This is a genomic window from Nocardia sputorum, from assembly GCF_027924405.1.
GTDB classification, from domain to species: domain Bacteria; phylum Actinomycetota; class Actinomycetes; order Mycobacteriales; family Mycobacteriaceae; genus Nocardia; species Nocardia sputorum.
Genome location: NZ_AP026978.1, coordinates 5,912,155 through 5,926,429, shown reverse-complemented (window position 1 = coordinate 5,926,429; position 14,275 = coordinate 5,912,155). Strand labels below are relative to the sequence as shown.

At 68.3% G+C, this 14,275-nt stretch carries 15 protein-coding genes and 1 riboswitch; of the genes, 9 read left to right on the top strand and 6 right to left on the bottom strand.

Annotation, left to right across the window (positions count from 1 at the left end):
- Positions 1-6 precede the first annotated feature (6 nt).
- Both QMG86_RS26710 and QMG86_RS26705 read right to left on the bottom strand, forming a co-directional pair.
- Positions 7-471, bottom strand: coding sequence for a tRNA (cytidine(34)-2'-O)-methyltransferase (locus QMG86_RS26710; protein ID WP_281875411.1), 465 nt, complete (start codon positions 469-471; stop codon positions 7-9).
- A 33-nt stretch (positions 472-504) separates the two neighbouring features.
- Positions 505-924 carry a hypothetical protein gene (locus QMG86_RS26705; protein ID WP_281875410.1) on the bottom strand — a complete coding sequence of 140 codons (420 nt, stop codon included), beginning with the start codon at positions 922-924 and terminating at the stop codon, positions 505-507.
- Between the two features lie 238 nt (positions 925-1,162).
- Here QMG86_RS26705 and QMG86_RS26700 point away from each other — a divergent pair, with 238 nt between their 5' ends.
- On the top strand, positions 1,163-1,408 hold the full coding sequence (locus QMG86_RS26700) for a DUF3017 domain-containing protein (protein ID WP_051174893.1): 246 nt from the start codon (positions 1,163-1,165) through the stop codon (positions 1,406-1,408).
- 38 nt (positions 1,409-1,446) lie between these two features.
- Here QMG86_RS26700 and QMG86_RS26695 read toward each other — a convergent pair whose 3' ends face one another.
- Positions 1,447-2,094 (bottom strand): nitroreductase family protein, encoded by a 648-nt coding sequence (locus tag QMG86_RS26695; protein WP_281875408.1) that lies wholly within the window; start codon positions 2,092-2,094, stop codon positions 1,447-1,449.
- Between the two features lie 69 nt (positions 2,095-2,163).
- Between QMG86_RS26695 and QMG86_RS26690 the strand changes: the two genes are divergently transcribed.
- Positions 2,164-2,541 carry a winged helix-turn-helix transcriptional regulator gene (locus QMG86_RS26690; RefSeq protein WP_281875407.1) on the top strand — a complete coding sequence of 126 codons (378 nt, stop codon included), beginning with the start codon at positions 2,164-2,166 and terminating at the stop codon, positions 2,539-2,541.
- Between the two features lie 73 nt (positions 2,542-2,614).
- Here QMG86_RS26690 and metX read toward each other — a convergent pair whose 3' ends face one another.
- Positions 2,615-3,772, bottom strand: a complete 1,158-nt coding sequence (gene metX, locus QMG86_RS26685; RefSeq protein ID WP_281875405.1) for a homoserine O-acetyltransferase MetX — start codon at positions 3,770-3,772, stop codon at positions 2,615-2,617.
- A 184-nt stretch (positions 3,773-3,956) separates the two neighbouring features.
- A riboswitch (SAM riboswitch) is annotated at positions 3,957-4,067 on the bottom strand.
- A 52-nt stretch (positions 4,068-4,119) separates the two neighbouring features.
- Positions 4,120-4,833, bottom strand: a complete 714-nt coding sequence (locus tag QMG86_RS26680) for a TetR family transcriptional regulator (RefSeq protein WP_281875403.1) — start codon at positions 4,831-4,833, stop codon at positions 4,120-4,122.
- Between the two features lie 125 nt (positions 4,834-4,958).
- On the opposite strand from QMG86_RS26680, the gene QMG86_RS26675 reads away from it, so the two are divergent.
- The 3 genes from QMG86_RS26675 to QMG86_RS26665 all read left to right on the top strand — a co-directional run bounded on the left by QMG86_RS26675 (position 4,959) and on the right by QMG86_RS26665 (position 9,491).
- Positions 4,959-6,458 carry an MFS transporter gene (locus tag QMG86_RS26675; protein ID WP_281875402.1) on the top strand — a complete coding sequence of 500 codons (1,500 nt, stop codon included), beginning with the start codon at positions 4,959-4,961 and terminating at the stop codon, positions 6,456-6,458.
- A 351-nt stretch (positions 6,459-6,809) separates the two neighbouring features.
- Positions 6,810-8,027, top strand: coding sequence for an NADP-dependent isocitrate dehydrogenase (locus QMG86_RS26670; RefSeq protein ID WP_040864988.1), 1,218 nt, complete (start codon positions 6,810-6,812; stop codon positions 8,025-8,027).
- Positions 8,028-8,324: 297 nt separating this feature from the next.
- Positions 8,325-9,491 (top strand): MFS transporter, encoded by a 1,167-nt coding sequence (locus tag QMG86_RS26665; protein ID WP_281881145.1) that lies wholly within the window; start codon positions 8,325-8,327, stop codon positions 9,489-9,491.
- Positions 9,492-9,570: 79 nt separating this feature from the next.
- Here the strand turns inward: QMG86_RS26665 and QMG86_RS26660 are convergent, their stop codons facing one another.
- Complete coding sequence (locus QMG86_RS26660) at positions 9,571-10,257, bottom strand: TetR/AcrR family transcriptional regulator (RefSeq protein WP_281875400.1); 687 nt, start codon at positions 10,255-10,257, stop codon at positions 9,571-9,573.
- 364 nt (positions 10,258-10,621) lie between these two features.
- On the opposite strand from QMG86_RS26660, the gene QMG86_RS26655 reads away from it, so the two are divergent.
- From QMG86_RS26655 to QMG86_RS26640, 4 genes are all read left to right on the top strand, one after another.
- Positions 10,622-11,839 carry a lipid-transfer protein gene (locus QMG86_RS26655; RefSeq protein ID WP_281875399.1) on the top strand — a complete coding sequence of 406 codons (1,218 nt, stop codon included), beginning with the start codon at positions 10,622-10,624 and terminating at the stop codon, positions 11,837-11,839.
- A gap of 41 nt (positions 11,840-11,880) precedes the next feature.
- Positions 11,881-12,318, top strand: coding sequence for a type II toxin-antitoxin system Rv0910 family toxin (locus QMG86_RS26650; protein WP_159839513.1), 438 nt, complete (start codon positions 11,881-11,883; stop codon positions 12,316-12,318).
- 124 nt (positions 12,319-12,442) lie between these two features.
- Positions 12,443-13,324 (top strand): MaoC/PaaZ C-terminal domain-containing protein, encoded by an 882-nt coding sequence (locus tag QMG86_RS26645; protein ID WP_281875398.1) that lies wholly within the window; start codon positions 12,443-12,445, stop codon positions 13,322-13,324.
- A gap of 74 nt (positions 13,325-13,398) precedes the next feature.
- Positions 13,399-14,274: an SDR family oxidoreductase gene (locus QMG86_RS26640; protein ID WP_281875397.1), complete on the top strand. Its 876-nt coding sequence runs from the start codon at positions 13,399-13,401 to the stop codon at positions 14,272-14,274.
- Position 14,275 lies beyond the last annotated feature (1 nt).

The following is a 14,275-nucleotide window of genomic DNA, read 5'->3' as shown; positions in this document are numbered from 1 at the left end:
CCACGCCTATACGCCGCCGGGAAAGCCCAGTTGGCGCCACGCTTCATAGACGGTGACCGCGGCCGCGTTGGACAGGTTCATGGAGCGGCGGCCGGGCAGCATCGGGATGCGCAGCCGGTCGGTGACGTGCGGGTCGGCCAGCACCTCCGCGGGCAGGCCGGTGGGTTCCGTGCCGAACAGCAGCACGTCGTTCTCCTGGTAGGCCACCTCCGTGAACCGGGTGGTGGCCTGCGTGGTGAACGCGAAAACCCGCTCCGGTCGCAACGTCTCCCACGCCGCCGTCAGATTCGGGTGCACCGTCACCGACGCCAGATCGTGGTAATCCAACCCGGCCCGGCGCAACTTCGGCTCCGACAGATCGAACCCCAACGGCTCGATCAGATGCAGATGACACCCGGTCCCCGCGACCAACCGGATCGCGTTGCCGGTATTCGGCGGAATGCACGGCTCGTGGAACATCAGATGGAACACGGGTGTCAGTCAATCAGGTCTCTCGGCCCGGCCTCAGCCGAAGCTGCCCGTGCTCGGCTTGCCGACCACGTCGACGGTGACGATGTCCGTCGTCGCGGTGTAGCCCTCGCGGGGATCGCCGGTGGGCCGTTCCCAGGCGCACGCGCCACGCACGCGCATCTGCCCGGCGGGCAGGGACCCGTTGCCGAGCGACGTCTGAACCATCTTGCCGTAGGCGATGGCGAACGACGTGGGGTTGTTGCCGCCGAAGATCTCCCCGGTGTCGTCGTTGTACACCCAGCACACACCCTCGGCGTTGGGGTTGTGGAATTTCGCCGACACGGTTCCGGGCACCGAGAAGACCTCTTCGAGCACCGGAGCCGACAGCGGAGGCGTCGCGGTCGCGGTGGCGCCGGAACCCAGCGCCACCGGAAGTGCGGCGAGCGCGAGAAGGGGGAGTCGTCGAAGGATCATGATCGAGATGATGCCAGCTCACCGGCCCTGGCCATATTTCGTGGCCCAGCAGTGTTCCTCGGGCGATCGCGGCGACGCTTCGCGCGCAATCGTCACTGCCGAGGCGCTGACCTGCTGCGGCTGCCCGCTGCCGGTCGGTGGCGGGTGCGTCTGCAAGAATCGGGGCGTGACCGATGCCGACACGCCTGTCGCCGGGCGACGCAGTCCGGGGGCGGAGTTCTTGCGTTCCCATCTGCCGATGGTGGTTGTGACGCTGGTCATCGTGGTGGCGGTGGTGTTCGTCGCGTCCGATCGGTGGCGGCGCGGGGCGTTCTTCTTCGGTGGGGCGACGTTGCTGGCGGCGGCGTTCCGGCTGTGCCTGCCGACCGCGCGGGTGGGGCTGCTGGCGGTGCGCAGCAAGCCCTTCGACGTCGGCGCGCTGACCCTGCTCGGGTCGAGCATCCTGTTTCTCGCCGCCACGATCAACACGCTCGGCGTCGGCTGAGACTTGGGCGACCGGGCCCGGCCGGGCCGCCCTAGCGATCAGTGGGCAGCGGGATATCGCTCGGCGAAGACCGTTCGCTCCCGCGGGCGGCGGCCGGGGTGCGGTGGGACGGTGTCGCTGTAGCCGACGGTGACCAGCACCGCGATGGCGAGATCGTCGCGATCGCCGATGCCGATGGCTTGTTTCACCAGCGCGGGGTCCCAGCCGTTCATCGGCGCCGAGGCCAAGCCGAGGCCGGTGGCGGCGAGCATCGCGTAGGTGGCGGCGATCATCGCGTTCTTGACGGCGTTCTCCCGCAGCAGCCCGTGCCGCTCCAGTGCCAAGTACTCGGCGCGCGTGTCGAACATGGCGGTGAACTCGGCGTTCCACGCGCCGTTGCGGCCGGCCAGTTCGGCGATGTCGGCGTTGGCCGCTCGCCAGGCGGCGGCATCGGCGACGAAGACCAGCACCACCGGCGCTTCCTTCGGCTGCGGCTGGCCGAACGCCGCCTCCGACAGCGCGGCGCGGCCGGATTCACTCGTCACCACCACGATCGACCGGTCCTGCATGTTCCACGCGCTCGGCGCTTGCATCGCCAGCTCGAGCAACTCCTCGATCAGCTCGGGCGCCACCGGGTCCGGGCGGTAGTGCCGTACCGTGCGACGCCCACGGATCGCGTCGGCCACCGAAAGTGTTTGCGTTTCCATATTTCTAACTATCGGAGAGTCACACTCCAATAGGAAGAAGGCACTGATAAGTGCGCTACACTCCGATAGGTGTCCACCTTCGTCGCAAGTTCCGGCCTGCCCTCCGACGTGTACTCCGCGAAGTGCCCGACGCGGGAGGTTCTCGACCACATCGCGGGCAAGTGGACGGTGCTCATCATCGACGCGCTCGCCGACGGCACCCTGCGCTACACCGACCTGCGCCACCGCATCGAGGGGATCTCGCAGAAGATGCTGACGCAGACGTTGCGGCAATTGGAGAACGACGGATTCGTCACCCGCACGGTGCATCCCACCGTCCCGCCGCGGGTGGACTACACGCTCACCGAACTCGGCCACAGTCTGCGCACGCCGATCGCCGCGCTGCGGGAATGGATCGAAACCAACATCAACCAGATCGAAGCCGCGCGGCGGGGCGCGGCGCTCTGAGCACAAGGCGACGCGGACGGCGCTCGGAACGCCGCCGGGCACTGTTCGGCGCTGGGCGGCCGGGCGGAACCGCTCAGCGTTCGGGCCGCACCACGTCCCGGGCCAGGCGCATGGTCTCGGTCAGCAGCTTCGACACCGCCGCCGCTTCGGTGAGGAATCCGTCGTGCCCGTCGCGTGAGTGCACGACGTCCAGCCCATCGCAGCCGGGCAGCAGATCGGCGAGTTCCTGCTGGGTCCGCAGCGGGTACAGCCGGTCGGAGTCGACGCCGCCGACCACGCACGGCACCGGCGTCGCCGCGAGCGCCGCCTCGATGCCGCCCCGGCCGCGACCGACGTCGTGGCGGTTCATCGCTTCGGTCAGCAGCACGTAGGTGGCGGGATCGAAACGCTTACAGAGCTTTTCGGCCTGGTGGTCCAGGTAGCTCTGCACAGCGTAGCGGCCGCCGTGCCACGGGTCCTCGTCGTCCTGCGGCTTGTTCTCGAACCGGTGATCCAGCTCGAATTCGGTGCGGTAGGTCAGGTGCGCGATCCGGCGGGCCAGGGCCATGCCCGTCGTCGGGGCACGGCCGGTGCCGTGATAGTCGCCGCCCTGCCAGTCCGGATCGGCCTTGATCGCCGCGATCTGGGTGGTCTGGGTGCCGATCTGGTCGGCGGTGGCGCGGGCGCCGACCGCGAGCACCAGTGCTGCGGCGACCCGCTCCGGCGACCCCACCATCCACTCGAGCACCCGCATGCCGCCCATCGACCCGCCGACAACGGCGGCGAGCCGCTCGATGCCGAGCAGGTCGAACAGAGCCGCCTCGGCGGTCACCTGATCGCGAATGGATATTTCGGGAAATCTTGCGCCCCAGGGCTTTCCGTCCGGGGCGAGGCTGGAGGGCCCGGTGCTGCCCTTGCAGCCGCCGAGCACGTTCGTCGCGATCACGCACCATTCATCGGTGTCCAGCGGCGCACCAGGTCCGACCATGCCGTCCCACCAGCCGGGCATCGGGTGCACGTCGTCGGGCTTTCCGACGACGTGTGAGTCGCCGGTCAGCGCGTGTTCGACCAGCACGACGTTGTCCAGGCCGGGCGAGAGCTCGCCCCAGCGCTGCACCGCCAAGTGGACGTCCGGGATCACCGCGCCATTCTCCAGTCGCACGTCCCCGATGGCGATGGTGCCGAGCCGCCCATCCGGGGGCGGCAGGGCGACGCCGGAGGTCCGTGCGCTCGCTTCGGTGCCCACGGTCACGTCGCCGCCGTCGCGAAACCGGCGTGTGTATCCGCGATGTCCACGCTGCGGAAAGACCACTGCGCGGGCTCGGCCCCGGGCGCGGTGAATTCACTCATGGTTTGCTCCCAAGCAGGTGTTCGCCGGTACAGCAGGGGTTAGCGGTGTGTGGGTGACGAACAACAACACATGCCGGCGACCTCCTGTTACGCGCTTGCTCCCGGCTTTCGGGAGCCAGGTCATCACCCGGAGCACCCCACCGCGGCTGGAGGGTTGCCGACCAGCGAGCCGGGGCTTGGCGCTGGTACTCATGACCTGCCCGGCATCATAACCGGCGGGCGGTCAGCGCTCGAAATCCTCCACCGAACTCACTGGTCCGCGGCGTTCTGCGCCCCGCAGCAGGCGCGGACGAACTCGTCGTAGGCCTCGGTGAACGCGGCGCGCCCCGCCCTGGCCGCGGCCGACAGGTCCTCGTCCAGGAATGTGTCGTCCGAGCATTCCATGCCGATGTGGCCGATCAGTTGCCAGGTGCCGACGATGAGCCGCACGGGACGCGCGTCGGGTGTGGTGCCCAGACGCTCGGCGACCACCGCCGCGATCGCGGTGTTCTTGTCGTCGGCGTGTTCCATGCTGCGCGCGCTGACCGAAGGGCTGCTGCGCAGGATGCGCTGTATCTGCTGGAACTGCCGGAACGACAGCGGATCGGCATCGCCGGCCTCGGCGGCCCGATCGACCACGTGCAGGAAGGCCGTGCGCAGCGCCTCGAGTTCGTTGCCCGTGCGGGGCAGCTCGCGCAGCGTCTCGGCGATGGTGCGGCCGAAGTCCTGGACCGGCCCGAGGACGATGTCCTCCTTGTTGTCGAAATAGCGATTGATCGTGCGCGGTGAGACGTCCGCCACGTGGGCGATCTGCTCGATCGTGGTCGCGTCGAAGCCCTGCGTATCGCACAGATCCAAGGCGGCCGCGATGATGCGCAACCTCGTCTGCTGCTTTTTGCGTTCGCGCAGCCCTGTGGTCGGTGGGGCGCTCGCGGCGCGGTCGGCCGCTGCGCTCGCGCCCATCGGCGCCGATGACTCGAGCATGTCCCCATGCTAACGCAACCTGCTGTTTTCCTGTCCTTAACGGTCAAATGTCGTAATGCGACATTTTTCTCTTGACGACAAATGTCGCTCGATGACAGGATGGCTCGGACGACGAAGACGAGGAGATGACCGTGACGGAAACGGCAACGGCGGTGCAGGCGCCGCGGACAGCGGCCGGTTCGGCGCGCTGGCTCGCGCTGGCAGTGATCGCATTGGCCCAGCTCATGGTGGTGCTGGACGCCACCATCGTGACCATCTCGCTGCCGTTCGCGCAGCGTGATCTCGACATCAGCGACGGCAACCGGCAATGGATGCTCACCGCCTACACGCTGATCTTCGGCGGCTTGCTGCTGCTGGGCGGCAGGTTGGCCGATTACCTCGGCCGGCGCCGCATCTTCATCATCGGCCTGATCGGTTTCGCGGGCGCTTCGGCGCTGGCCGGTCTCGCGCAGAACGGCGCGGAACTGTTCGCCGGGCGCGCGTTGCAAGGCGCGTTCGCCGCGCTGCTCGCCCCGGCGGCGCTCTCGCTGCTGTCGGTGACCTTCACCGAACCGGGTGAGCGGGCCACCGCGTTCGGCGTGTTCGCGGGTATCTCCGCGGGTGGTGCGGCGCTCGGCCTGATCGCGGGCGGCGCGCTCACCGAATACGCCTCCTGGCGCTGGTGCTTGCTGGTCAACACCCCGATCGCGCTCATCGCGCTGTTCGGTGCGCTGGCCTGGGTCGCCAAGGACGTGCCCGCGCCGCGCAGCGGGGGATACGACGTGCCCGGTGCCGTCACGGTGACGCTCGGCCTGATCGCCATCGTGTACGGCTTCAGCCGCGCCGCCGACGACGGCTGGCTGGCCGGCAGCACCCTCGCGCTGCTCGTCGCCGGGCTGGTCCTGCTCGCCGCCTTCGTCGCGATCGAACGGCGCTCGTCGAACCCGCTGCTGCCGCTGCACATTCCGGGTGAGATCAACCGGGGCGGCGCGTTCCTCGCCGCGCTGCTCATCCCGATCGCGATGTTCGCGATGTTCCTGTTCCTGAGCTACTACTTCCAGATCACGCTGGGCTACTCCGCGCTGAAGGCGGGCTTCGCGTTCCTGCCGTTCCCGGCGGGCATCGCGATCTCGGCGGGTGTCACCAGCGCCCTGCTCCCGAAGCTCGGCCCGCGGCCGCTGATGCTGGCCGGCGCCGTGCTCGGTGTCATCGGCCTGCTGCTGCTGGCCCAGCTCGGCTACGGCGACAGCTTCCTCGCCGGGGTGCTGCCGGCTCAGGTGCTCATCGCGCTCGGCATGGGTCCGCTGTTCGTCGGGATGCAGACGGTCGCGCTGCATCAGGTGGAGGAAGAGGACTCCGGCGTCGCCTCCGCGCTGCTGAACGCGGCGCAGCAGGTTGGCGGTGCGGTCGGGACGGCGCTGCTGACCACGATCTCGGTGCAGGTGGCCAAGTCCTTCGCGCAGGACAACCCGGGCATCGACAACCTGGCCGCGCGTGCCGCGATCCACAGCTACGACGTCGCCTTCTATGTGGGCGCCGGGTTCTTCCTCGCGGCCATCCCGATCATCGCCCTGATGATCCGGGACCGGCCGGAGAACCTCATCGAGGGTTCCGAGGAAGGAACCCGGATTCCGGTCGCGGTCTGATCCGCCCGCCCGAGAGGTCCGCGCAACGTCACGACGTTGCGCGGACCTCGTCGTCTGCCAGACGGTTGCCGGGCCGGGAAGGAAGGCGGATCATGGCGGCGACGGCGGTTGCGCGGATGCCCCGAGAGCCGTCGCCGACCTACCAATCGGTAACAAAGGTGGCGCAGCTCACTCCGGGGGCTGCCCGTGCGGTGAGGACTCGGGCAGCAGTACGCTTGTCTTGTTTGCACCACACGTCTCGCCGACAACGCGGGACATATACGTTGTCTGTTGGAACAGCTGGGGTCCGCTCACAAGCGTGTTCGCCTGGCCGTGCAATGAGGGCACCATCCTAGGAGGACACGAAGATCCATGTCCAAGATCAAGGTTGAAGGCACCGTCGTAGAACTCGACGGCGACGAGATGACCCGGATCATCTGGCAGTTCATCAAGGACAAGCTGATCCACCCGTATCTCGATGTGAACCTGGAGTACTACGACCTCGGCATCGAGTACCGGGACAAGACAGACGACCAGGTCACCGTCGACGCCGCCGAAGCCATCAAGCGGCACGGCGTCGGTGTGAAGTGCGCCACCATCACCCCGGACGAGGCGCGGGTCAAGGAATTCGGCCTCAAGAAGATGTGGCGCTCGCCCAACGGCACCATCCGCAACATCCTGGGCGGCACGATCTTCCGCGCCCCGATCATCATCTCGAACGTTCCCCGGCTGGTTCCGGGCTGGACCAAGCCGATCATCATCGGCCGCCACGCCTTCGGCGACCAGTACCGCGCCACCGATTTCAAGGTGTTCCAGGGCGGCACCGTCACCTTGACCTTCACCCCGGACGACGGCAGCGAGCCGATCGTGCACGAGGTCGTGAAGATGCCCGAGGACGGCGGCGTCGTCATGGGCATGTACAACTTCCGCAAGTCGATCGAGGATTTCGCGCGGGCGTCGTTCAACTACGGCCTGCAGCAGAACTACCCGGTGTACATGTCGACGAAGAACACCATCCTCAAGGCCTACGACGGCATGTTCAAGGACACCTTCCAGGACATCTTCGACGCCGAGTTCAAGAGCCAGTTCGACGCGGCGGGCCTCACCTACGAGCACCGCCTGATCGACGACATGGTCGCCTCCTCGATGAAGTGGGAGGGCGGCTACGTCTGGGCGTGCAAGAACTACGACGGCGACGTGCAGTCCGACACGGTGGCCCAGGGCTTCGGTTCGCTCGGCCTGATGACGTCGGTGCTGCTCACTCCGGACGGGCAGACCTGTGAGGCCGAGGCCGCGCACGGCACCGTCACCCGGCACTACCGCCAGCACCAGCAGGGCAAGCCGACCTCGACCAACCCGATCGCGTCCATCTTCGCCTGGACCCGCGGGCTCGAGCATCGCGGCAAGCTCGACAACACCCCCGAGGTGATCGGGTTCGCGCAGACCCTGGAAGACGTCGTCATCAAGACCGTCGAGGGCGGCCAGATGACCAAGGACCTCGCGCTGCTCGTCGGCGGTGACCAGGGCTACCTGAGCACCGAGGAGTTCCTCGGCGCGCTGGACGCCAATTTGGCTCGCGCACTGCGCTGAGCCGCTCCGGCGCCGCGTCGTCGCGGGGCCGGGTCGCGGGGCCGGGCCGCGTCGCGGCCGACTCCGGCGCTGGGTGCCCAACCCAGCGCCGGGCTGAATCTCGGGCACCCGCCCCACCTCGGTGGAACGGGTGCCCGGACTGTTTTCGCGACTGTCGTTCACGCCCTTGCGGTGGGCGAACTCACCTTCGCCCGGGAAGCGAATGCGGGCCGTGGCCGGTTACATGAACACGTGACCAGCCCTGTGATTACCAGTGCCGCCGCTCCGCCCGGACGCACCGATTGGCACGTACCCGCCATGCTGGCGCTGGCCCTCGGCGGATTCGGGATCGGGACGACCGAGTTCGTCACCATGGGTTTGCTGCCGGACATCGCGTCGGCCGTGCACGTCTCCGAGCCGACCGCGGGACATGCGGTGTCGGCCTACGCGCTCGGTGTGGTGATCGGCGCGCCCCTGATCGCGGCGTTGTGCGCGCGGGTGCCGCGCAAGCGCCTGCTCGTGGCGCTCATGGTGGCGTTCACCGTCGGAAACGCGGCGACCGTGCTGGCGCCCTCGTTCGGGATGTTGGTCCTGGCGCGGTTCGTCTCCGGATTGCCGCACGGTGCCTATTTCGGCGTCGCCTCGCTGGCCGCCGCCACTCTCGCCCCGGTAGGGCAGCGAGCCAAGGCAGTTGCTGGAGTTATGCTGGGATTGAGCGCCGCCAATGTCGTCGGCGTTCCCGCAGCTACCTGGCTCGGCCAGCATCTCGGCTGGCGGGACGCGTTCGTAGTGGTCGCGCTGATCGGGGTGACCACCGTAGCCGCGCTACTGCGCTTCGTCCCCGAACTCACCGGTGTCACGGTGACCGATCCGATGACCGAACTCGGCGCGCTGCGCCGTCCACAGGTGCTGTTGACGCTGCTGGTGGGCGCCGTCGGATTCGGCGGCATGTTCGCCGTCTACACCTACATCGCGACCACGCTCACCGACGTCGCCGGTCTGCGCGCCGGCGCGGTCCCGTTGGTGCTGATGTTGTTCGGCGTGGGCATGGTGATCGGGAACATCGCCGGCGGTGTGCTCGCCGATCGCGGTGTGGACCGGGCCATCTCCGTGTCGATGGTCGCGATGACCGTCATCCTCGGCGGCTTCGTCGCCGCCGCGCACAACCCGTACACCGCGGCCTTCGGCGCGTTGCTGGTCGGCGCGTCCGGGGCCGCGCTTGCGCCCGGCCTGCAAACCCGCTTGATGGACGTGGCAGCCGACGCCCAGACCCTCGCCGCCGCCCTCAACCACGCCGCTCTGAACATCGCCAACGCCGCAGGCGCCTGGCTGGGTGGCCTGGTCATCGCCGCGGGCCTGGGCTACACGGCGCCAGCCGTGGTCGGCGCCGCCCTGGCCGCGATCGGCTTCTTGTTGTTCACGGCGACCGTCTGGACCGCGCGCGGATCATGCTCGGCCGGGCACAAGGAGCGAGCGGCGCGGTAGCGCCCTGCCGCACGCGGGCACTGTAAAGCGACGTCGTCTTCCCGATGCGCGACCCGGCGCGTGACGACCTTCCGAAGGGTCACCCGCGGTGCCCGTCGGAATCCGGACGCGCCGGGTCGGGTGAGGAAGGTTCGGAGCGGGCGGCGAGGGCCCGACCGGCGATCTCGTGCAGGTGCGCCGAGGCGCGCCGCCATCGGCGACGGGCGCGCTCGTCGTCGGGGTCGATGAAGTTGGAGATCAGGATGCCGCGCAGCGCGTCCATGGCCGTGTAGATGAAGTCGCGCGCTTCCTTGCGGCGCACGTCGTCCGGCACGAACCGGGCGACCGCCAGCAAGACGGCGTTGTTGACGAACGGCTCGACCTTCTCCATCGCCGCGGCGAGCACCGGGTCGGTCCGTCCCGCCACCCACAGTTCCACGGTCGCGATGAACAGCGGACCTTGATGCAGGTCCCACAGGAACTCCAGTGCCGCCGCCACCGGATCGTCGCCGGTTTCGACCCGCGACATCTCCCGCATGGCGGTTTCGGCGCGCAACTGCGCGAGATGACTGATCGCGGCCACCACGAGATCGGTTTTCGAGCCGAAGTGATGCACTTGGGCCCCGCGGGTCACCCCGGCGCGTTCGGCTACCCGGGGCGTCGTGGTGCCGGAGTATCCGTACTCGACCAGGCAGTCCACCGTCGCGTCCAGCAAGCGGGTGCGCATCTCGGTGCTGCGCTGCTCCTGCGTCCGGCGCTGCTGTTTCGCGACTACGCTCCTGGCCATCGCTCGATCGTACACTTACATACACTGCTGTATGTTCCGGCTCGGATACGGATTGCCGATGGGCCGGGAACCGTTCTCGACGGCAGGGTGGGGCGAGTTCGCTGTCTTCGGCAGGCCAGCATCGCTTGCTCCCCGTTCTCGACGGGAGGCGAGGGTATAACGGCTCGCATCGGCCCTGTTCTCGAGGCGGTGATCGAAGAACATGCATGTCTCACTGTATGTAGCAGGCGAGACGCAATCAGCTGGTTAACCGGCCTCCGGTTGGACCCTTGCGGAATCCCTTGCCTAATTTACATACAACCTTGTATGTTTGTTTTCACTCGATCGGCCGCCGCGCGGCGTACGCACAGATGTGAGGAGTTCGATGGCGAACAAGGTCTACGTCGTCGGTGTCGGGATGACGAAGTTCGAGAAGCCGGGCCGCCGCATGGTCGAGGAGGCCGACGGCACCACCCGCGCGTGGGACTACCCGGACATGGCCAGGGAATCGGGCACCAAGGCGCTCGTGGACGCCGGGATCGCCTACGACCTGGTGGAGCAGGCCTACGTCGGCTACGTCTACGGCGAATCCACCTCGGGCCAGCGTGCCGTCTACGAACTCGGCATGACCGGCATTCCGGTGGTCAACGTGAACAACAACTGCTCCACCGGCTCCACCGCGCTGTACCTCGCGGCGCAAGCGATCCGCGGCGGTCTGGCGGACTGCACGCTGGCGCTGGGCTTCGAGAAGATGCAGCCCGGATCGCTCGGATCCACCTGGGACGACCGCGAGCAGCCGATGGCCAAGCACGTCATGGCGCTGGCCGAGATCTCCGAGGTGCTCTTCCCGGTGGCGCCGTGGATGTTCGGCGCGGCGGGGCGCGAGCACATGAAGCAGTACGGAACCACCGCCGAGCACTTCGCCAAGATCGGCTACAAGAACCACAAGCACTCGGTGAACAACCCGTACTCGCAGTTCCAGGACGAGTACACCCTCGACGACATTCTCGCGTCGCGGATGATCTACGACCCGCTGACCAAATTGCAGTGCTCGCCGACCTCGGACGGATCCGGTGCGGTGATCCTGGCGAGCGAGGCTTTCGTCGATGCCCACGACCTCGCCGGACAGGCGGTGGAGATCGTCGGCCAGGCGATGACCACCGACTTCGCCTCGACCTTCGACCAGACCGCCAAGAACCTGATCGGCTACGACATGAACGTCCAGGCCGCGCGAAAGGTCTACCAGCAGTCGGGCCTGGGCCCGGAGGACTTCCAGGTCATCGAGCTGCACGACTGCTTCTCGGCCAACGAACTGCTGCTCTACGAGGCGCTCGGACTGTGCGGCGAGGGCGAGGCCGGGCAACTGGTGGACGACGGCCGGACCACCTACGGCGGCACCTGGGTGGTCAATCCATCCGGCGGCCTGATCTCGAAGGGACATCCGCTCGGCGCGACGGGGCTCGCGCAGTGCTCGGAGCTGACCTGGCAGCTGCGCGGCACCGCGGACAAACGGCAGGTGGAGGGCGTCACCGCCGCCCTGCAACACAACATCGGCCTCGGCGGCGCGGCCGTCGTCACCGCCTATCAGCGCGCCGATCGCTGAACGCGGCCCGGCCCTGAACGAACTCGACGAGGAGTCGACATATGGGACACATCGAAGCCACCAAAGACGTGAACGCCGCCCCGGAGGCCCTGTGGGCGGTCGTCTCCGACCCGCAGACCTGGGACAAGTGGTTCACCATCCACGAACGCTTCATGGAGGAGCCGCCCGCCGTGCTGAGCGAGGGCGCCAAGCTGGTCGCGAAGATCGTGATGCTCGGCATGGCGAACAAGCTGGAATGGACCATCGTCGCGGTGGACGCGCCGCACAAGCTGACACTCGGCGGCACCGGCATGGCTGGAGTGAAGACCGAATTCACCTTCGACATCCGGCCCAACGGCGAGGGAAGCACCGTCCTGGTGTCCGGCGATTTCGAGGGCGCTCTGATCAAGGGCGCGCTCGGCAAAGCAGTGGAGAAGGACGGCATCAAACAGCTGGACCGATCCCTCGAACAACTCGACGCCCTGGCTGTAGCGGCATGAGCGGTCAGGCCCGGAGGCGGCAGCGCAGCGTGACCACGGAGGGTCCCGCTCATGCCGGAATCGGAAACAGCATGAGCGGTCAGGCCCGGAGGCGGCAGCGCAGCGTTGCCGAAAGGGACAGAGCATGAGCGGTCAGGCCCCGGGGACCGCCCGGGTGGTCGAGTTCGACGACAGCGGCTTGGAGACCTGGTCCGACGAGGAGCGTTTGGAGGTCACCGCCGAGCGCATCGCGGAATACGCCGCCGCGACGAACGATCCGATCGCCGCGCATCTGGCCGGGACGGTGGCCGGGCCGGTCTTCGCCATCGTGCCGGTGTTCGAGGCCATGATGATGCCCGTCATCGATGTCGCGCCGATGGACATCTTCGGCCGGGTTGTGCACGGGGAGCAGGACTTCCACTTCCACCGCGCGATCCGGCCCGGCGATCGGCTGGTGTCGCGGGCGAAGGCGATCGGCTACACCAGCCGTCCCAACGGGACGGCCATCACCATCCGCATCGAATGCCGCACCGAGGCGGGCGAACCGGTCAACGACCAGTACCTGACCGCCTTCTTCCGCAACATCGATGCGGGCGCGACGGTCGGCCAGGCCGCTCCGGCGCACAAGTTCGACGAGCGGCTGCGCGAGCACGACCCGGTCGCCGTGGTGGCGCAGCATGTGGACCATGACCAAACCTTCCGCTACGCACCGGCGTCCGGCGATCCGGTGCCCCTGCACCTGGACGAGCAGGTCGCCAAGGACGCCGGGCTGCCCGGCATCATCGCGCACGGGTTGTGCACCATGGCGTTCGCGTCCTGGGCGGTGCTCACTGAGGTCGCGGCCTCGGATGTGCACCGGCTCCGGCGCTTCGCGGTGCGCTTCGCCAAACTCGTCTTCCCCGGTGACGATCTGGAGACCCGCATCTGGAAGGCGGGCTCCGCCGACGGCGTCACCCGCTACGCCTTCGAGACCGTGCGCGGCGACGATGTCGTGCTCAGCGACGGACTGGCCGAGATCGCCGACTGACCAACGCGCGGCGGCACCGACACCGCCGCGTTCTTTCCCATCGCCGGAATCGGCGCGACTTCAGGAGACAACACATGGGCGTACTGGCCGGACGGGTCGCCGTCATCACCGGCGCGGGGCGCGGCATCGGCCGCGAGCACGCACTGCTGTTCGCGAAGGAAGGGGCCGCGGTGGTCGTCAACGACCTCGGCGGCAGCAACGCGGGCGAGGGGACCGACACCGGCCCCGCCCAGGAGGTGGTGCGCGAGATCGTCGCCACGGGCGGCAAGGCGGTGGCCAACACCGACGACGTCGCCACCTGGGACGGCGCGCAGAAGCTGGTCGACCAGGCGGTCGCCGAGTTCGGCGGGCTCGACGTCGTGGTCAACAACGCGGGCATCCTGCGCGACGCCTTCCTCGCGGGCATGTCCGAGGCACAGTGGGACGCGGTGATCGCCGTGCATCTCAAGGGCCACGCCGCGGTGCTGCATCACGCCGCGGCGTACTGGAAGCAGCAGTCCAAGGCGGGCAACCAGCCCAAGGCCGCGGTGATCAACACCGCCTCGGCGTCGGGCACCACGCTGCCCAATCCTGGTCAGGCCAATTACGGCGCGGCGAAGGCCGGGATCGCCGCGCTGACCCTGGTGGCCGCCGACGAACTGGCGCGCTACGGCGTCCGGGTCAACGCGATCGCGCCGATCGCGCGCACCCGGCTCACCCTGGCCACTCCCGGTATGGGGGAGATGCTGGCGGCCGAGGCGGAGTCGTCCGAAGGCGGGTTCGACGCGTTCGCGCCGGCCAATATCGCGCCGCTGGTCGCCTATCTGGCCGCCGAAGCATGCCCGATCACCGGGAAGGTATTCGCGGTGCAGGGCGGCGCGATCTCGGAGCTGGCCGGTTGGCACGATGTGAAGACCATCGAGACCGAGGGTCCCTGGCTGATCGACGACATCGCCGCCCGGCTGCCCTGAC